Source organism: Exiguobacterium aestuarii, assembly GCF_020171655.1.
GTDB lineage: Bacteria > Bacillota > Bacilli > Exiguobacteriales > Exiguobacteriaceae > Exiguobacterium > Exiguobacterium aestuarii_A.
Genome location: NZ_JAIVAC010000001.1, coordinates 1,431,228 through 1,450,146 on the forward strand (window position 1 = coordinate 1,431,228; position 18,919 = coordinate 1,450,146).

At 47.9% G+C, this 18,919-nt stretch carries 22 protein-coding genes; 6 read left to right on the forward strand and 16 right to left on the reverse strand.

Annotation, left to right across the window (positions count from 1 at the left end; all coding sequences use genetic code 11):
- A complete protein-coding gene (locus LCM29_RS07490) occupies positions 1-501 on the forward strand; it encodes a DUF1572 family protein (protein ID WP_224861757.1) in 501 nt (166 codons plus the stop codon).
- Here LCM29_RS07490 and LCM29_RS07495 read toward each other — a convergent pair.
- The 3 genes from LCM29_RS07495 to LCM29_RS07505 form a co-directional block, all read right to left on the reverse strand.
- Entirely contained in the window at positions 489-1,010 is a 522-nt protein-coding gene (locus LCM29_RS07495) for a DUF402 domain-containing protein (RefSeq protein ID WP_224861758.1), read from the reverse strand. The genes LCM29_RS07490 and LCM29_RS07495 overlap by 13 nt on opposite strands.
- Positions 1,011-1,111: 101 nt before the next feature.
- Positions 1,112-1,738 (reverse strand): hypothetical protein, encoded by a 627-nt coding sequence (locus tag LCM29_RS07500; protein ID WP_224861759.1) that lies wholly within the window; start codon positions 1,736-1,738, stop codon positions 1,112-1,114.
- 135 nt (positions 1,739-1,873) lie between these two features.
- A complete protein-coding gene (locus tag LCM29_RS07505; protein ID WP_031422829.1) occupies positions 1,874-2,059 on the reverse strand; it encodes a hypothetical protein in 186 nt (61 codons plus the stop codon).
- Positions 2,060-2,218: 159 nt separating this feature from the next.
- On the opposite strand from LCM29_RS07505, the gene LCM29_RS07510 reads away from it, so the two are divergent.
- On the forward strand, positions 2,219-2,596 hold the full coding sequence (locus LCM29_RS07510) for a DUF3021 family protein (RefSeq protein WP_224861760.1): 378 nt from the start codon (positions 2,219-2,221) through the stop codon (positions 2,594-2,596).
- 37 nt (positions 2,597-2,633) lie between these two features.
- Here LCM29_RS07510 and LCM29_RS07515 read toward each other — a convergent pair whose 3' ends face one another.
- The 5 genes from LCM29_RS07515 to LCM29_RS07535 are packed head-to-tail and all read right to left on the reverse strand — an operon-like array spanning position 2,634 to position 5,712.
- The gene (locus LCM29_RS07515) at positions 2,634-2,987 is read right to left on the reverse strand and encodes a flagellar protein FliT (RefSeq protein ID WP_224861761.1); all 354 of its coding nucleotides are present in this window, start codon (positions 2,985-2,987) and stop codon (positions 2,634-2,636) included.
- On the reverse strand, positions 2,984-3,358 hold the full coding sequence (fliS, locus tag LCM29_RS07520; RefSeq protein ID WP_224861762.1) for a flagellar export chaperone FliS: 375 nt from the start codon (positions 3,356-3,358) through the stop codon (positions 2,984-2,986). Before fliS ends, LCM29_RS07515 begins: the two co-directional genes overlap by 4 nt.
- 14 nt (positions 3,359-3,372) lie before the next feature.
- A complete protein-coding gene (gene fliD / locus LCM29_RS07525; protein ID WP_224861764.1) occupies positions 3,373-5,061 on the reverse strand; it encodes a flagellar filament capping protein FliD in 1,689 nt (562 codons plus the stop codon).
- A gap of 12 nt (positions 5,062-5,073) precedes the next feature.
- Positions 5,074-5,430: a flagellar protein FlaG gene (locus LCM29_RS07530; protein ID WP_114165849.1), complete on the reverse strand. Its 357-nt coding sequence runs from the start codon at positions 5,428-5,430 to the stop codon at positions 5,074-5,076.
- A 42-nt stretch (positions 5,431-5,472) separates the two neighbouring features.
- On the reverse strand, positions 5,473-5,712 hold the full coding sequence (locus LCM29_RS07535) for a hypothetical protein (protein WP_224861766.1): 240 nt from the start codon (positions 5,710-5,712) through the stop codon (positions 5,473-5,475).
- Between the two features lie 102 nt (positions 5,713-5,814).
- On the opposite strand from LCM29_RS07535, the gene LCM29_RS07540 reads away from it, so the two are divergent.
- Entirely contained in the window at positions 5,815-6,690 is an 876-nt protein-coding gene (locus LCM29_RS07540) for an endonuclease (RefSeq protein WP_224861768.1), read from the forward strand.
- Between the two features lie 90 nt (positions 6,691-6,780).
- On the opposite strand, the gene LCM29_RS07545 is transcribed toward LCM29_RS07540, so the two are convergent.
- Positions 6,781-8,334, reverse strand: a complete 1,554-nt coding sequence (locus LCM29_RS07545) for a flagellin (protein ID WP_224861770.1) — start codon at positions 8,332-8,334, stop codon at positions 6,781-6,783.
- A gap of 419 nt (positions 8,335-8,753) precedes the next feature.
- Between LCM29_RS07545 and LCM29_RS07550 the strand changes: the two genes are divergently transcribed.
- The gene (locus tag LCM29_RS07550; protein ID WP_224861772.1) at positions 8,754-11,489 is read left to right on the forward strand and encodes an SH3 domain-containing protein; all 2,736 of its coding nucleotides are present in this window, start codon (positions 8,754-8,756) and stop codon (positions 11,487-11,489) included.
- A gap of 165 nt (positions 11,490-11,654) precedes the next feature.
- Here the strand turns inward: LCM29_RS07550 and LCM29_RS07555 are convergent, their stop codons facing one another.
- From LCM29_RS07555 to LCM29_RS07570, 4 genes are all read right to left on the reverse strand, one after another.
- Positions 11,655-12,947 (reverse strand): methyl-accepting chemotaxis protein, encoded by a 1,293-nt coding sequence (locus LCM29_RS07555; protein ID WP_224861774.1) that lies wholly within the window; start codon positions 12,945-12,947, stop codon positions 11,655-11,657.
- A 123-nt stretch (positions 12,948-13,070) separates the two neighbouring features.
- The gene (locus LCM29_RS07560; RefSeq protein ID WP_214760022.1) at positions 13,071-13,394 is read right to left on the reverse strand and encodes a hypothetical protein; all 324 of its coding nucleotides are present in this window, start codon (positions 13,392-13,394) and stop codon (positions 13,071-13,073) included.
- A gap of 10 nt (positions 13,395-13,404) precedes the next feature.
- Positions 13,405-14,232 carry a GNAT family N-acetyltransferase gene (locus LCM29_RS07565; RefSeq protein WP_224861776.1) on the reverse strand — a complete coding sequence of 276 codons (828 nt, stop codon included), beginning with the start codon at positions 14,230-14,232 and terminating at the stop codon, positions 13,405-13,407.
- Positions 14,233-14,298: 66 nt separating this feature from the next.
- Positions 14,299-14,784 (reverse strand): hypothetical protein, encoded by a 486-nt coding sequence (locus LCM29_RS07570; protein ID WP_074033732.1) that lies wholly within the window; start codon positions 14,782-14,784, stop codon positions 14,299-14,301.
- 156 nt (positions 14,785-14,940) lie between these two features.
- On the opposite strand from LCM29_RS07570, the gene LCM29_RS07575 reads away from it, so the two are divergent.
- Positions 14,941-15,441, forward strand: a complete 501-nt coding sequence (locus tag LCM29_RS07575) for a hypothetical protein (RefSeq protein ID WP_074033734.1) — start codon at positions 14,941-14,943, stop codon at positions 15,439-15,441.
- 31 nt (positions 15,442-15,472) lie between these two features.
- Here the strand turns inward: LCM29_RS07575 and LCM29_RS07580 are convergent, their stop codons facing one another.
- From LCM29_RS07580 to LCM29_RS07590, 3 genes are all read right to left on the reverse strand, one after another.
- On the reverse strand, positions 15,473-16,408 hold the full coding sequence (locus LCM29_RS07580) for a multidrug resistance efflux transporter family protein (protein WP_224861778.1): 936 nt from the start codon (positions 16,406-16,408) through the stop codon (positions 15,473-15,475).
- Between the two features lie 106 nt (positions 16,409-16,514).
- Positions 16,515-16,802, reverse strand: coding sequence for a putative quinol monooxygenase (locus LCM29_RS07585; RefSeq protein WP_224861780.1), 288 nt, complete (start codon positions 16,800-16,802; stop codon positions 16,515-16,517).
- 130 nt (positions 16,803-16,932) lie between these two features.
- Complete coding sequence (locus LCM29_RS07590) at positions 16,933-17,793, reverse strand: YitT family protein (RefSeq protein ID WP_224861781.1); 861 nt, start codon at positions 17,791-17,793, stop codon at positions 16,933-16,935.
- A 179-nt stretch (positions 17,794-17,972) separates the two neighbouring features.
- Between LCM29_RS07590 and LCM29_RS07595 the strand changes: the two genes are divergently transcribed.
- Entirely contained in the window at positions 17,973-18,887 is a 915-nt protein-coding gene (locus tag LCM29_RS07595) for a YitT family protein (RefSeq protein ID WP_214693643.1), read from the forward strand.
- Positions 18,888-18,919 lie beyond the last annotated feature (32 nt).

Below are 18,919 nucleotides of genomic sequence, written 5' to 3' on the forward strand. Positions count from 1 at the left end.
ATGTTTGAAACACAATATCTCGATACCGTACGCGCCACCTTCAAAAGCCAGAAACAACTCGCCGAGCGCGCACTCGTCCAAGTGAGTGACGAGGACCTGCATAAGACGCTCGCGCCCGATACACTCTCCCTTGCCCTCATCATCCAGCACATGGCGAACAATATGAAGTCGCGCTGGACCGACTTCTTGACGACGGACGGCGAGAAACCGGATCGGAATCGCGACGCCGAGTTCGAGGACCAACAATTATCCCGGGACGAGCTCATGCAAGTATGGGACGAGCGCTGGCAACTGTTGGACGACGTCTTAGCCGATCTGACACCAGAAGACTTAGGAAAAGATGTCATGATTCGTGGGGAAGCCCACTCCGTGATCGATGCGATTGAGCGACAAGTGTCGCATTACGGCTATCACGTCGGACAGATCGTTTACCTATCGAAGTTATTTGCCGGTAGCGACTGGGACGTCTTGTCGATTCCGCTACCGCATCAGCGGAAATGAGACGTTTTCTCTTGAGCGATTTCGATGAGACGATGCTCTAGCGAACCGTCAAACGGAAATTGCTGATGCTGGATTCGTCGTTTCACTTCAGCGACGGTGTGCCATACCTGTTCAACCAATGCATCTGGATAACCGTATCGTATCCGGTTGATGTCGAACTCCTCTTCGTCGACGAGTTGCCATTCTCCTGGTTCCCTCGCAACGAGGTCCACATCCAAGTCAATGAAATGAATCTCCTCATCCGTAACGGTTGGGGGCAGGCCAATATTGGAGTACCCGCGCATCGTGCCGTCCTGTTCTAAATCGAGTTGCAGCGTGAAGCCTTCATGTCGCATAAAGCACTCCAGTGCGTGAGAATCGTATGTATAACAGGCACCTCGCGTATGATGTTGGAGCGTCCGCCCCGGTCCCGCATACAACAATACGTACTCGTCCGTTTCTTCTAAGACACGACTCGACCATTCATAATGGAGCTGTTGGTCATATTTGAGTAGAGAGACATTCTTCATCAATGACCTCCTAAAAGATGGGATATTTTTATTATCCCTCTTTCGTTCGGGTTTAAAGTACAAAAATAGAGCGTGCCGACATTTATTCGGCACGCCTCCTTTTATTTCGTCACGTTGATTGTATATTCGTAGCGTTCTTCTGCCACTTTGTCGAAGTTCTCGTCAAACGGTCCATCGATGACGATTTTTAAATCCGTCAGCTCTTCTGGCTTCGCCTTCACGAAGAAGAGCACGTTTCCTTCTTTCTTCACTTTCCCCATGAATTCGCCACCGACGTCATCTGAGAACCACAAGTCCGAAGACACCTGCTCCCCCGTGTTCGTCACGAGTGTCGCCTGGTTCGGATGGAAACTCATCGTCTCGTCGACCGTGTTCTCGACGATCATGTTCATCGCGACGACTGTTACTTCTTCTTGTCCATCGAATGAGTCGCTGTATGCTTCCGCGACCGTGAGACGTGACGTCTGCACTTTGTCAATCGCGAACTGAATCGGTCCCATCGTCTCCGTGATGGTGACTGCCTTATTCTTCAAATAAATCTTGTTCGTCCCGAGTTCACTTTCTTGGACGTCCGTCTCTTCAGCAGTCGTCTCCTCTGGCGCACTCGCTTCCGCCTCTGCCACTTCTTCCGTGTCCGTCGCCGTCGTCTTCAGTTCATCTGCTTCCCCGCATCCGACGAGCAGTGCGAGCGGTACCGCCACCAGTAAGCCAAATCGTTTCATGTTCATCTTCATCTCTCCCTTTTCATAATCAAAGTAAAGTGGTTAAGACGAATATAACGAATTGGCAATCTGTACCGTGACAAGAAAACATGCCAGGCAAAATAAAAGTCAAGGTCCACAATCGGACCTTGACATATACACTTATCCTCTTGATTTCAGCTCTTCTTCCTCGTATGGGTCAGGACGATCTTCAAACGGCGTATCGTCCTCGACATACGCCTCGAGTTTCGGGTCCCGTTCCACATACTCATCGTACGCTCCCTCTGGACCATAGACGAAATAACGGCGTTTCCGTGACGATACCGGTTTGGACTCTTTCTCACGCATCTCGTTTCCCTCCTCTTTCCAGAAAAGAAGCAACGGCTACAATGATGTTTACCCGATTATAGCGGAAAACAGACGTCATTTCATCCTCGCTTTTTCTCCGAAACTTTTTTACGTGATATCCGTATATATTCATAACGATTCAATGAAGGGATGGTACATATGCAATTCGTGAAGAAAGGGTTCGTACGGAGCCTCTTATGGTCGCTGCCGTTCGCGATACTCGCGCTCTACCAAGGATGGTCAGGAAATATGGACGGCGTACACGCCATGCTCGTCTACGCCGGAGTCGCTTTCTTTCTCGGGCTCACGAGCGTCATTTATGAAGTCCGACAATGGTCGTTCAAAAAGCAGATTTTCATTCACTGGTGCGTCATGCACTTGACGATCCTGCCACTCCTTTGGTTCGGTGGGTCTACGCCAGTGACGTCACTTCAAGATGCCGTCAGCCTCTATTTAAACTTTACGGTAAGTGGGCTGATCTTGTTTACGGTATCTTATTTCATCATTCGGATGCGTCGTCAAGTGAAAACCTCTTAACACAACAAAGCTCGAAGGCGTATGCCCTCGAGCTTTTTTACGTCTGTTGGTCGAATAGACCAGAGAAATTGGAATCGACGTCTTCATACGGATCGACGTACGATTTGACCGTCTTTCGTTCCATTCGGGTCGTCCCGAGCGTCATTCCGAGACGCTGGTGTTCAGCCTCAATGAGACGCGCAATCTTTTGACTGTCGTCAACGAGCTGCCGGAGAACCGTCTGATCGGCTTTCTCCAAATCAGGACCGTGTGCCGCGAGTAACTGTTCCCGGTCGTCCAAGAGCTCATGGATTTGTTCCATCCACGTGTCGTACGTCGGCTCTTTCGGGACTTGTGCCAGCAACTCTTTTAAGCGTTGCGTCTTTAAGATGATCTCATCAATCGGCATCATGACTGCTTCGCCAGTTTCATCGCTTCCTTCCACGTGTCGCGGAGTTCCGTCGTGAAATCGAGTACCTCATCGAGGATGGTCGTGTCGTTCTTGACGTTCGCATCGACGAGACGGCGCCACATATACTCATAGAGCGAGTCCAAATTCGTCGAGATGGCAATGTCTTTATTCAGTGTGAGACGAAGCTCTTGGAAGATGGCTTGCGTCTTTTGGATGTTGATGTTCTTTAAATCAGGGTTCCCCTGGTCAATCGCAAGCTTGGCGAGGCGCATGAACTTGAGCGCCCCGTCATAAAGCATAAGCGTCAGTTCCTGTGGGTTCGCGGTCGTGACCGCATTGTTTTGATAAGCTGCATATGGATTAGCTACCATTTAAATTCCTCCTCTTACATTCCGCCGCCTAAAAACTGTTGAAGTGAAGCGGCTTGCGAGTTCGCCTGGTTCATCGCTGTTTCCATCGCCGCAAAGCGACGGTAATAGGCGTTTTCTTTATCGATGAGTAAATCGTTTAATTGTTTGATTCGAGTATCCATCTGCGTCATTTCGCGACCCATTGAATACGTCGGAGCCCCCGCCCCGTCCGCACCGGCGATACGCGTGATCGTCTCACGTGAGTCTTTTGCCGTGTCACGGATTTGCGGGAGAAGTCCCGTTTCTTCATCCGTGAACAGTTTATACACTTGTTCCGGGTCTTTCTCGATGGCGGCTTTTAACTTTTCTTCATTCAGCTCAATCTTTCCGCCGTTCGTGAAGTCAGATCCGGTCGAGAGACCAATCTGGAATAAACGAGACATGTCTAAATCGTTTGTGCTCGATGTTGCGCCTGACCATTTGCTACGGAGCGTGTCCATCGTCCCGCGAAGAATCGTGTCCCCACGGAGCATCCCGCTCATCGCTTTCTCTTCCCATTTCTTGATTTCATCTTCCGACAACTCATCACGCTGCGCCTGTGTGAGCGGTGCAAATGAACGGAAGCGTTCTTCGCGTGTCTTCTTGTTCATGAGATCAATCGTCTCATTGTATTTATCGACGAACCCTTTGATGTTGTCAAAGATTTTTTGGGTGTCGGTGGCAGCGGAGAGTGTGACAGGTCCACTCGCAAATGTCGATTTTAATGTCAACGTCATGTTATCAATCGTCGTCGTGTTCGAAGCACGTTCGACTTCAATCCCATTCACTTCGAACTTCGCATTTTGTCCAGTCGGTACAACCGTCCCCATACTAAAGGCAGATTTGAAGTTAGTATCAAATTGAATAGTAGAAGTTGCCCCGGTCTCTTTCGTCGACAAAGAAATTTTTCCAGTAGACGATTCAAAGAATGCAGAGAGTCCTGTCTCTTTACTATTTAACTTGCTCATTAAATCTTGTACCGTCGCGTCCGCACCTAATTCTATCTTTTGATACGTCCCGGTTGTACTAGATTTGTACTGAATTTCAAAACCAGTCCCAGAGGCGAACGAAGCAGAAACGTCTTTTGGAATGACTCCACCAGGATAGTTTGTGGTGTTGGTAGCAGTGACTTTTCCAGTCGCTGCGTCATATGCAAAGTCAGCAGCATCTAAAACGTTTCCTGCCGCATCTTTTAAAACGACTGTCGAAAAGTCCAAATCTTTCGGAATCGTTAACTCGGTTCCATCCGTTTCTTGAATAACCCGCTTTTGACCGGCAACAAATCCATTCATGTCTGATAATTTTGTTGTACTCGTCAACTTCTGTCCATTACGATCGACAGCATCTAAAATGGTTGTCGCCGAACTGGCCAACTGTGTAACCGAGTCAATCCGAACCGCACTATTCCCACTTGATGGTCCGGCAGTCACGTTAATTTTTGACTCATCTGAAGAACTCGACGTCTTCGCATAGAAGTTGCGGCTGAACATCAAGTCGACCGCACTGTTTCGTAATGTCATGAGAGAACGGTTAATTTCGCGATATGCATCGCGTTTCCATTCCGTTGTTTGTTTCTTTTGTTCGAGTTTATCGACTGGTGCACGCTCAGCCTGCATCAATTGCTTAATAATCGTATCCGTATCGATTCCACTGGCGAGTCCGCCAAATCGGATCGGTGTCGTCATGAGAATCCTCCTTTATACCCGTTCATCAAAGAGTTGGTTGAACTCCATGAACGCCGCAAAGAAATCGAGTGATTTCTTGCTTGGGATTTCGCGGATGACTTCGTTGTTTGTATCCACGATTTGAATATAATAATCGTTCAATTTTTCATGTTTCATAAACTTCAAGCCCGTACGTTGTTGTTCGAGCACTTGATTCGCCTTCTCGACGGCCGCCTCTAACTTGGTGACGTGTTGAGGCGTCGGAAGAATGACGATGCCTTCGTCGGCAAGCTTTGCTTGATTCGCTTCGACGAACACGTTTTTCGTTTGTTCATAAGGCAAGACGGAAGAAGGTAGGTGAAGCCGGACTTCAGAAATGGTCGGATTCATATACGTCTACTCCTCTTAAAATGTTCTCAATTCATATATCGGTTATTCTATTGAATTATTAAGAAATTCTGGGAAACTGACCAAAATCTTCGATTCGAGGTAGGTTAATTGGTTTTGTAAATCTTGAAATGATTGATTTAATACTATTCTTCTCGAGTCTCCGGCATTCATCGCTTCAAGTGCGATAGATTTCATCGTCCGTAATAGCTCTTCTTTTTCATCAAGTATTTCTCCCAACTCTTTTACTTGATGTAGTTGTTCCAATACCTTTTCACGATTCATAAACTTCAACCCCTTCTCTTTTTCTATATCGGTCAAATGAATGAGCTTCATAAGGAACGGGAATTAAATAATGTATGATTACTAAAATAGGGAGTGGTCAAAGTGAAGTGGGAAGAGTTGACGGTTTTTGAGAAAAGTTTGTTACTCGGCACACTATTAGGGGATGGAACAATCGCAAGAACAAAATCAAAAAGTATTCCAAAGAAAGGTCTTCAGTACCGAGAACATTTTTCTGTGAAACAGATGGAGTATCGAGAGTGGAAGTTAAAAGCGGTTCCTCGTATTTTTAGTGGAATCCAAATTCGGAAATCAGGAACGAGCGCAGAACTGTATTCAGAGAAAGATGAATTATTCGCATGGCTTTGGGAGCAGTGTTACGTCGATCGAAAGAAACATATACCTATCCACCTGTTAGAAGATTGTACCCACCCTGTCTTTTTGCTTGCACTTTACTTAGATGATGGAAGCTTATCCTTGACCAAGTCCTCACGGTCTAAATTGAACCAAATCATCTTCACACCCCATATCTATCTGTATCTTCAAGCATTTTACCCTGAAGAGCTTGAGCAATTGAGTGCATTTATTGCTCGCACATTCCATCATCAGTTTGTGTTAAGCAAACGATCCGATGGTCATTTTTACACGCTACGTATTCAAAAAACAGAAGAAGCGGTTCGATTTTTGAATGACTTTGAACCTTATTCTTATGCAATCCCTTCAATGCGAAAAAAATTGGATTGGGAATACCGACTCAATTTGGAAAAAACGAAACATCCAGACATGACTGTCGTTGTCTCTAAAGCAAAAAATGATTATACAGACAAAGAGATTCAATTCATCATTCAAGCTAAACAAAAAGGGATGACGGATGCTAAAATTGCCGAGGCATTGAATCGTACGTATTGGTCAGTCGTCTATAAATGGCAAGATATCAAGAAAAATATTTTAAAAGAAGAGTTAGTTTTATATATGATATGACAAAAGAACCCGTCACTCGAGAAGCGAGAGACGGGTTCAATTATATGTTCAGTAACTTGTGTGTACTGATTAGAAATTCGAAAGAAAATCTTAACGAAGAAGTTGAAGAACCGCTTGCGGCTGCTGATTAGCTTGACTGAGCATTGCTTGTGCAGCTTGGTTAAGAATGTTGTTCTTCGTGAAGTTCATCATTTCTTTCGCCATGTCAACGTCACGGATACGCGATTCTGCAGCTTGAAGGTTTTCTGCTGAAGTTCCGAGGTTGTTAATTGTGTGCTCAAGACGGTTCTGTGATGCACCGAGTTTTGAACGTTCTGCCGAAACAGTATCTAATGCTTTTTGAAGTACTGTTACAGCATTACCAGCGCCTTTAGCAGTTGTAACATCAAGCGAGTACTCAACGTTTGTGTTGTTAGTTCCGTTAGTAACGCTCTTATCTTTCGAGAAACCAGTAGCATCTTTAACAGTTGACGTTAAGCCAAGTGCTTCTGCACGCATATCGCTGATTCCAATCGAAATGTTTTGTGATTCGTTTGCACCGATTTGAAGTGAGGCTTCCTCACCAGCTTTTGTAACTTTAAGTGAAGAATAAGTACCTTCACTACCAGCAGCTTCTGCAATCGTGAATACTCCGTTAGCTTGTGATACAGAAACAGTTGCACCTAAATCCGTACCAAGTTTTGTAGCTAAGTCTGCAAGCGAGCTGAATTTATTAGCATCACCAGCTACTGCTTTTGCATCGTACTCCATCGTAGATGTAGTCGTATCAAGCGCAAATGTAAGTTTATCTCCTGCTTTTAAAGACGACAAATCAATTTGTGATGTGACAAACGATCCAGCTACTGCTGCTGTAGTTGGTGCTCCAGCCGCTGCGCCTGGTGTGTCAACAGTTGCTGTTTCAAGAGTACCGTTATTGTTTACTGCTGGTGCAGTAGCACTCTCTTGCCCAGCGTTTTGAACTAATTGTAAGTTTCCTGAAGCATCTGAAGCAGTGTATTTCGCACCTAATGTAGCATCAGCATTAATTGCTGCGGCAAGTGATGCAACGTCTGTGTAATCAGTAACTGCAGTAAATGTTACTCCATCTAATTCGAAAGTTTCTGAAGCTCCGAATGAGATTTGTGAAGTACCATCAATAGTGTATTGACCAGCTACTGCTGGCGTTCCGCCTCCAGCTGCTTTCCCAGCAACACTTGAAGTCGTAATAATTCCACCAACCGTATCTTTTTCACCATTTAATAGTTTTTGTGTGTTGAACTCAGTCGTGTTACCGATACGGTTGATTTCAGAAGTTAACTGGTTAATCTCTTTTTGAATCTCACCACGGTCTGTAGTTGTGTTTGTATCGTTTCCTGCTTGTACAGCAAGTTCACGCATACGTTGTAGGATTGAGTGTGATTCATTCAACGCGCCTTCCGCAGTTTGAATCATCGAAATTCCATCTTGTGCGTTACGTGAAGCTTGGTCAAGTCCACGAATTTGTCCACGCATTTTTTCAGAAATCGCAAGACCAGCTGCGTCATCCCCTGCACGGTTGATACGAAGACCTGAAGACAATTTCTCCATCGCTTTACCAGTGTTAGTCGTGTTGAAGCCCATGTTGCGGTGTGCATTCATAGCATTAAGGTTGTGGTTAATAATCATTGTAATTTCCCTCCATAGGTTTAAAGTTTTTCCGCTCTTCCAAATCCATTTGTCCGAGCATGCAAGGTTTAGGCCGGCCCCTCACCTTGCATTTTTTGGAACGTTTTATCGTTTCCATACTCTATATCGGAACCCTATTCAGATTGTTTAACAGTTCTTTCATCATTTTTTCTTTTTCTTTTCCGTCTTTATACTACTTGGTTTCTTGGTTTCTTGGTTTCTTGGTTTCTTGGTTTCTCACCCCTCTCATCCATTACGTCTAAAAAATCCTATCAACAATAGGATAAATTATCTAATTTTCCTCTTTGTTAGAAACGTTTACCCCTTTTTGAAATATTTCCTTTCAATCACTTCCCTACTTTCTCTATACTTGTGTCGAGTCATCTTTATATTGAACTAGCAATCAAGGAGGGAAACCATTGAACAAACAAACTAAGCGGTTGAGTACAGCTATTTTCTTAAGTGGCGTATTGTTCGCTACACTTTATACTCAACACGCAGACGCCGCATCGAAAACTGCAACCGTCGACACAACCGTGTTAAATGTCCGACAATCTTCCTCTACATCTTCCCCAATCGTTGGGAAGCTCACAAAAGGGACAAAAGTCTCTGTATTGAGCACAAAGGGATCTTGGGCACAAATCGAATACAAAGGGCAAAAGCGCTATGTATCTTCGACTTATCTCAAAATGACTTCGACTTCATCGACAAGTGCGCAGAAAGTCGAAAAAGTATATAGCGTTACAGAAAATCTTAACTTACGTTCGTCTGCGAGCTTAAAAGCAAACGTATTATTGACAATCCCAAAAAACAAAGAGGTTCAATATATCTCGAAATCAGGTAGCTGGTATCGCGTCAAATATGGCTCGAAGACTGGGTATGTCTCTTCTCAATATGTAAAGTCTGAAAACAAAGTCATTAAAGAAGCGACGTCAACGGTTTCGAAGACATCGACCTCATCATCTTCTAGTTCAACGAAGAACGTCTATACCACTACGGTCAACTTGAACATGCGCTCAAAAGCATCGACTTCTGGATCGCGTATCCTCACGATTCCAAAAGGGAAAGAGATTCAATACATCTCGAAGTCAGGTAGCTGGTACCGCGTCAAATATGGTTCGAAGACCGGATACGTCTCGTCTCAATACGTGAAAACGACGACAAAAGTCGTAAAAGAAGACTCTACTTCAACAACGAAGCCACCAACAACATCAACTAATTCGAACAAAACGACTACAAAATATACGACAACTGCCAATCTGAATATGAGATCGAAAGCGTCGACATCGGGATCACGCATCCTCACGATTCCAAAAGGTAAAGAAGTTCAGTATATTTCAAAATCGGGTAGTTGGTATCGTGTCAAATATGGTTCAAAAACTGGATATGTCTCGTCTAGCTACATAAAAGCGACGAAAGTATCGACACCGGCAGCGAAACCTCCTACGACGAAACCACCGACAACAAACGCCACATCAAAAACCTATAAAACGACAGAGAATTTAAACTTACGTAGTTCAGCATCTACGTCAGGCAAGATTCTCGTGACGATCCCGAAAAACAAGACCGTCAAATATATCTCAACATCGGGTAGTTGGTATCGTGTTCAATACGGTAGCAAAACAGGTTATGTATCTAGCAAATATTTGTCAGAAATCAAACCGACTCCTCCAAAACCGACAACGCCAGTCGTGAAGAAATACTATTACACGACAGTCAACTTGAACTTACGTGACAAGGCATCAACGAGCGGCAGTCTCTTGATGACGATTTTACCAAACGAGAAAGTCGAATACGTCTCATCACACGGCGATTGGTATAAAGTGAAATATGACGGAAAGACTGGTTACGTCGCGAAGCAATACTTGACTGAAAAAGCGCCAGCCAAGCCGAGTGTACCTGCTGACGATACCGATTATGAAATCAAATATGAAGCTGTCGTCACAGTAGACGGTTTGAACGTACGAAGCACTCCGGGCGTTACGTCTACGAATAAAATCGGTCAATTAGAGAAAAATCAAATCATCGGTGTCATTAAAGATGTGAACAGTGATTGGTCTCAAATTGAATTCGTCGTCAATGATAACTTCGTCACGGCTTATGTCAGTCGCGATTACATCAAGCCTTACACAGGTCCAACGGTTCCTGAGACAATTCCTGGATCAAAAAATGTTGTCTTGAATTACACAGACTACGCATACAAATTGACAGACATGGTGGCTATCCAAAAAGGTGTCAATGCTCAAACCGATAAGTATAGAGGCACAGCTGCCTACGTCTCACAAGAATATGTTGAACTCATTGAAGGTACGAATACCGGTAGAATTACCGTTTCAGGCCTCCGTGTTCGAGCTGATTCGAACACGAACTCTCATATTTACGGTATTTTAAATGTAAATAGCATTGTCAATGTGTTAGGAGTAAAAGATAACTTCTATCTTATTACCTATACACGTAAAGCAGGAGAATCGGAAAGCGTATTCGATAACACATGGCGTTTGGCAACCGAGGAAGATATCTTGAACCGTGTCGACCCACGTTTGGTCGAATTTGAAAAAGCGCTTGAATCGCCTTATGAATCATTCCAGTTCTTAGACCTTTCGAAACCGACCAATGCATCTGCAGCTGTTCTGAACAAAGCACTCGTTGGTAAAGGAATTCTCGCTGGACAAGCTCAAGCATTCATTGATGCGGGTAAAGCCTTCAATATCAATGAAGTATACTTGATGTCACATGCATTCCTCGAAACCGGAAACGGGACATCCACACTTGCAAAAGGTGTTTGGGTCGATTCTAACGGAAACTTAAGTACATCAGACGCTACAAAGAAACATCTGGTCTACAACATGTTTGGAATTGGCGCAACTGATGCAAATCCATTGGCAGGCGGAGCGAAGCATGCCTTCACTAATGGATGGTTCACTCCGGCACAAGCCATTTACGGAGGCGGACAATGGATCAGTGAGAGATACATCAATAACTCACGTCAACAGAACACTCTTTATAAGATGCGCTTTAATCCAGCAAAACCTGGAACGTATCAATACGCGACAGACATTGGATGGGCGTTTAAACAGACATATAAGATTCACGAGATTTATAAATTGCTTGATTCTTATACAGCAGAATTCGATATCCCACGTTTCATCTATTGATTTATTTGACGAATCCGGTCGCATCATGTGATCCGATTCGTCTTTTTGTGTTCTAACCGATAAGGAATTCAATCAATACTGTTTAGACAATCTGTTTAAATCAAAAAAATACCTCCACGGATACCGACTTCTCATCGCCGACATCCATGGGGGTATGTTTATATTTTATGCTTCCACCTTCATCTGTTCCGTCTCATTCTGCAAACTCTCCGCGACACGAACGAGCTCTGTCATCGCTCCGTTCACTTCTCCCAGACTTGCCGCTTGCTGGCTCGCCGCTGACGTCACTTCATTCGCATAACGCGACGCTTCTTCGACCATCCCGACGATGCCTGCCGAGTTTGTCACGACAGAATCGATTTGACCACGTGATTCATCAAGGAGTGAATCGACCGAATGAACATGGCTGTACACTTCATTTGCCGAATTGTGAATTGATGCGAACGCACCACCTGCTTTTTCAACCAAGCCGACGCCTGTCTCGACTTCTGCTTTGACGTTCGCCATCGACGATGACGTGTCGCCAACGAGACGCTTCACGTCTACGATGAGATCTGTGATTTCTTGCGTCGAGTTCGCTGTTTGTTCCGCGAGCTTTTTCACTTCTGCCGCAACGACAGCGAATCCACGTCCATGCTCCCCGGCACGTGCCGCTTCAATCGACGCGTTCAAAGCAAGCAAGTTCGTCTGTGCCGAGATGTCACTGATGACATCCGTAATGCGTGAGATCTCGCCTGTCATCTCTGTCAACTGGCTGTTGAGTGTCGAGGATTGCTCCACTTTCCCAGCAATCGCATGCATCGCGTTGACCGAAGACGACGCAAGCCCTTTCCCGCTCTCCGCTTCCTGTTGCATCTCGCTCGCCGAATCAAGCGCCGATGACATCTCTTGACGAATGCTTTCCATCGTACGCGCGACCGCTCCAAGTAAGTCCATCGAGTTGTACGTCGCACTGACGTTGTCTTCTAACATCTTGTTAAGGGCATCCATCGCGACACGAATGTTTTCACCCGCCACGTTTCCTTCTTGGACCGCTGCCGCGATCTCTTGCGCCGAACCCGTCAACTGGTCCGCCGTGTAACGCATATTCGTCCCTTGTTCCCGAAGGTGTTCGACCATGTTGTCCATCGACAAGAGCAAACGTCCCATCTCCGAACGGTCTGTCGTCTTCTCGTCCGCGAAGTGGACCGTCAAATCGCCGTTCCCGACCTCGACGGCTTTCTCAGAAGCCATCTCGACCGCTTTCAGTGGACGACGGGCAATCAAGTAAATGACGATGCCGCCGAGTGACGAGATGAGTAACGCCACGACCGTACCGACGAGCATGACCTGACCTTGTTCCATCTCGAGTTCTGTCAAAAGCAATAGAGTGATGTAGCCGACCGCTCCGCCCGTGATAAAGGACGTGACCAAAATCCACGCGAGCAATTGCGTCGTAAAGTTTTTAAATACTTTCACTGTGTTGTTCCTCCTCATTGTGTTCATCACTCCCTATATCGTCCGATTTCCAATGAATGTATAGCGTTTTCAGTTGAACGTTTGGTCAATGAAAAAACGTACCCCAGAAAGGAGTACGTTTCGTCAAAATGCTTCATCGTCACGTTCGACGCGCGTCACCCGTCGCGGAGTCGTCGCCGCGTCAATCGCGAGCGTGATCGCTGCCGCCCAGTGGAGCATCATCCCGACGATCGGAATGAACCCGAGGATTGATGCCGTGATTCCGACGGCCGCGCCGTACGAGAATCGGTTCAGTCGGCTGAACGAGAGAATCAACACGATGACGTGATAGACGAACATGAATCCGAGGGGCGAATAGCCCATCCCGATGATGAAAAGACCACCGAGAATCGGGATCCCAAGAAATGCTTCAAACGCTGCACCGAGCCATTTCAGATTTTTCACCATGTGGGTCACCTCATAATTCGATCATGTAAAACTCGTAGCCGCCATTTTCTGCGAAGCCCGCGCGCTTATAAATCTCGAGCGCCGCCTTGTTTTCCGTCTCGACATCGAGCTCGACTTTCGTCCGACCCATGCGGAACAGTTGTTGTACCATTTGTTTCAACATCTTCGTGCCGTAGCCTTTGCCTTGCTCTCCTGCCTTGACGCCGAATGCGTGAATGCTTGCCGCATCGTCACCGACGAGAAGGGCACGGATGACGCCGACCGGTTTGCCGTCAACTTCGCCGATATACGTCACACGGTCCGGTGTATCAATTTGCTGATAGATGTTTTCCGTCACATCGACCGGGTCACCGAACGCCTCGCTGAGTGTCGCGATGATGAGCGGGCGGTCGTCTGCCGTCGCCTCACGGAGCGATACCTCGTCCGGTTTCAAGAACAATTCCGCCTTCTTCAAGACAAGATTGTATTCCGAGAACTGGTACGCCGCCTGAAGATGTTCAAGCACCGCCTTCCCAGATGCCGAGTTCCGGTCGATGACAAACGTGAACGCCTCACAGCCGTTCAGTTTCGCATCACGTTTCGCCGTCTCGAGCAATGCCGTGAAGACGCCTTGCTTCCGGTATTCCGGATGGACGAGCGCATTCACCTCATACTCGTTCGGGAGATACGGGAAGAGCATGAGATACCCGACGAGCGTCTCGCCGTCATATACCGCATAGTCGTTCTGTCCGACCGACTCATGACCGACTTTGACGTCGATCTTCTCACTCATGTTGACCGCCTGTTCTAACGTTTTCACATCATTCGCTTGCTTGACTTCTTCTACTGTCCAATTCATATACATCACCTCATTTGTATTGTAGCACAAAGGAAAAAGCCCGCCGTAGCGAGCCAACTTACGAGATTATAACGTCCGGAACTCCAACTCAGGGAGCGTCTCAATCAATTCAGCGATCTCGTCCGTATGCGCCTCCGCACCCGGGACGGCCTCTGTCGGTTCGACCCAGAAGAACGTCTTGTCGTTCGTGCCGAGATAGTTGCCGTAACCGACCTCTGTCGCGAACGCCTCTTCCGTCAACTCACGGTCGATCAAGTCCAAGTGGAACAAGAGTTGGTCGTCGCCGTCCTCGACGTTATAGTACAAATCGAACGTGCTGTAGCTCTTCGTGTCCCCGATGTCGACGACGTCCTGAGCCTTCTCGATATAGACGTCACCGCGCTCGATCGCCGCAACGATTTTTGACGGCAAGATGATCTCGTACCCGAGCTCTCGGTCACGAATCGTCTGCGTCGTATCCTCTGTCCGTCCCCGGGACGAGACGACACCGACCGTCGCCACCAATGCACCTGTCACACCGAGCGCGAGCGCCCACTTCATCGATTTGTTCACAAGAACCACTCCCTACTTGTTAATGTCTTCACTTGATTATCCCACAAGTTGATGACTTTTCATCAAATATTCTGAAAAAATGTTTCCCCTTACATTGACGACCGTCCGCCAATCCCATACGATGGTAATAACGTATTAGAGAAAAGAGGAACTGACATGTCTAACGAAACTACTTTGACGCGCGCTCAGCTCGACGCGCTCTTGAAAAACGTCTTCGCCCTTCAAATCCCGGTCATCGAGAAATTCATGACGGATTTGTTTAAACAATACGTCTCGACGGCTTCCACGTTCAAACAAGATATGGACACGATGAAAGCGACAGACTGGCACAAGCACTTCTTCGGTCAAAAGGTCATGCCGCACCTCTTCATCGAGAACCTCGGCTTCGGCGCATCGTTCCGCCACCAAGGTCAAGAGAAAGTCGTCAGCATCCCGGAGAACATGACGGTCGTCAAACCGGACTCGGACGCACAGATCAAAGAGATTTTAGAGAACCTCGACAAGACGCTCGCGTCGATGGACGGGATCAAAAACAAAGGACTCGTCAAAAAGTTCTATAAAGAAACGCTCGAACTCATCTGCCAGCTCGGTAGCCGTACTGGTATGATGGATGACTTCTATGACAAAGTCAAAGGCAGTTTGACGACAAGTTCATGACAATACCTCGCTCGAAGGAGCGAGGTATTTTTTATGCTTCCTTTTCGATTGCCATCGGAAGCTCGATGAACTGGCTCCGACTATGGAAGACGACCCCGATCATGACGAGCGTGATCCCGACTAAGGCAATCGGGGACGGCATGACCGCATGGAGGAAGAGGAGCTCACCGATCAAGGCGAACAACACCTCGAGCGCCTGCGTCGCCTCGACGGACGCCAGTTTTCCCATATCGTGCTTGACGAGGTCCGTCGCCTTGAAAAATAGGACGGTCGCGACAATCCCTGACAACAAGGCGACGAGGAACGTCTGCCCGAGCTGGCTCGATGAGGGACGACCCGTCGTCAACCCGTACCCGAACAGTAAGAACCAGACCGGGAGCGACCCGAGACACATGCCGAGGATGCGTTCGAACACGTCGAGGTCCGTCTGTTGCATCATCTTGCGGTTGCCGAGTGGATACGCGAAAGCCGCGATGACGACCGGGACGACACCGAGCCATAGGAAACGAGGTTCGAACGTCTCGAAGAACTCGACTTGCATCAAGACGACCCCGATCAAGATCAGACTCGAGAACCGAAGTCCTCGCCACGGGATCTGTTCGCGTGACCCATCCGCTTTCTTAAAGAGTGGTGACAACAGTGCCCCGGCGACGATTGTCACTTGCCACGTGCCTGCGATGAGCCACGGGGGTGCGACTTCAGCGGCGAGACAGATGGGAACGTAAAAGAACCCAAACCCGACCGTCCCCCAGACGATCCACGGACGCGGATTGTCTTTAAGCGTCGAGATGACCCGCTTGAGCCCGCCCCGTAAAGCGACAACGAGCATCAACAGTGGAATCATCCATAAAAAGCGGAGCGAGGCACTATAGGCAAAGCTACCTCCCCCGACTTGCATCACTTCGTTCAACACGAACGTGCTCGCAAAAAACAAGGCCGCGAAGACACCGAGTATGAGTGGACGCATACGTTCCCTCCTTTCCGAATCCTGTCTTGTTCTCGGTATTCATCTATTTCTCCTGCAAAAAAGACGGACGACACGTAGTCATCCGCCTGTTGATTCGATGATTCCGTCACGTCCGCAGTTCGAGCGCGGCGATCCGCTCCATCCGCTCGAGGATGGGCTTCGCCTGATCGATATACGCCCTCACTTCAGCAAGCGACAACGACGCCGCATGCGCATCCTCACTCCGCCACACTTCATAGACGAACACCGTGTCCGCCTCGTCGAGCGATACGTGGACCCGATACGATTCACAGTCCGACGTCGCCTCCATCTCCCGTGCCGCTTCCGATAAAATCGCCACGAGTCGGTCCCGTTGTCCCACTTTCGTGACGAGCTTTCCGATCAGTGCATACATGCTCCATCCTCCCTTTCTCTTGCCTCGTCTCATTCCACTTTTTGCGTCCAATTTCCTGCCTTATCGCTTCATGCGTATGGAATGTTTTCACGCCACATGTATAAAAAAACGGACGGCACGTGGCCCTCCGTCAATGAATATCGCGTTTTTGGAAATTCCCGCCTTTGACCTCTGTCACCTCGTACACGACAACGAACGCTTTCGGGTCGACTTGGTCGATGATGTCCTTGATTTTTCGTTCTTCGAGCCGGTTGATGACACATGTGATTTCATAATAGCTCTCTTTTGAATACGCACCTTGGATCTGATTCAAGGTGGCGCTCCGTCCGAGACGATCCCGAATCGTCTCGACCATTTCATGCGGTTCACTCGTGATGATCTTGAACGTCTTCGCCCCGCTCAATCCCTCTTCGACGATATGAATCACTTTCGAGGCGATGAAATAGGCGATCGCCGACAAGACGGCTCCTTGAAGCCCGAACACCGTCGAGACGACGATGAAGACGAACGTATTCAAAAATAGAATCAAGTCACTCGTCCCGAACGGTAATTTACGGGACAAGAGGACGGCCAGCATATCGATCCCGTCAAGCGCACCCCCGTTACGGAGGGAAATCCCCATCCCGAACCCGAGGATGATTCCGCCGACTACGGTGATGAGGAGCGCGTCGCCCTCGATGATCGTCGGAACGTGGTGCATGATCACCGTACCGACAGACAACGACGCGATCCCTGTGACGGAAAGGATGGCGAAACTTTTCCCGATCTGTTTATACCCGAGATAGATGAACGGGATATTGAGAATCCCGATAAAGATCCCGAGCGGCAACCCTGTTAGCTGCGACCCGACGATACTGATGCCGGTGACGCCCCCATCCGACACGTTGTTCGGGATGAGGACGGACTCCAACCCATACGCCGCAATGAGTCCACCGATGATGTTCATGATGATTTGAAACCCCATCAACCAGGTTCTATTCTCTCGTTTCATGATGCATGGACCTCCTTCTCATGTTCAACAACCTTCTTAGCCTACCACAAAATAATACTGAAATAATTTACAGGGAATCATCAATCTATTCTGAATATTCATGTCAGATTCTCTGTCTCAAAGGATTTTGTATCGGCTCGTTTTGGTATACTTAAGAAAATGGAAAGGGGGCACCACGTATGCAGCGTACACCCATGCCTTCCCCGACACCGGAGGAAGTGCAGCGCTTAAGGCGCGAACATAATCCGATCAAGGCGTCCGAACTGTTTGCGAAAGTCGTCCTCTTGCTACTCGGTTCCCTCGTCTTCGCGGTCGGTCTGGAGGCGTTCCTCGTTCCGAACCAGATCATCGACGGTGGGATCGTCGGGGTCTCGATCATCGTGTCGTATTTGACGGAGACGAAACTCGCCATCTGGCTCGTCCTCTTCAACTTGCCGTTCATCTATTTCGGGTATCGGCAAATCGGGAAGACGTTCGCCGTCGTCACGTTGACGGCGATCCTCCTCATGTCGGCGTTCACGATCGTCCTGCATGACATCAAGCCGTTCACGGACGATTTGCTGTTGTCGACCGTTTTCGGGGGCTTCTTGCTCGGGGCCGGGATCGGACTCGTCATCCGCGCCGGTGGGTCGCTCGACGGGACCGAGATTCTCGCCGTCGCCTTCACGAACCGATTACCGTTCTCAGTCGGAGAGATCGTCATGTTCTTTAACATCTTCATCCTCGGGACGGCCGGTTTCGTCTTCAGCTGGGACCGGGCGATGTACTCGCTCCTCACGTACTTTATCGCGTTCAAGACGATCGATGTCGTCTTGGAGGGGATCGATCAGTCGAAGGCGGCGTGGATCATCACGAACGCTCCGGAAGAAATCGGTCAGGCGATCATGGACCGGCTCGGTCGGGGTGTGACGTATCTCCACGGAGAAGGGGCCTACACGGGAGACGGGAAGAAGGTCGTCTTCACGGTCATCAGTCGACTCGAGGAGACGAAACTAAAGGACATCCTCGACGACTATGACGAGAAGGCGTTCCTCGCCATCGGCAACATTCACGACGTCCGGGGCGGACAGTTTAAGAAGAAAAACATTCACTAAACGTGAAATCCCCTATAACCGCTGGACACCAT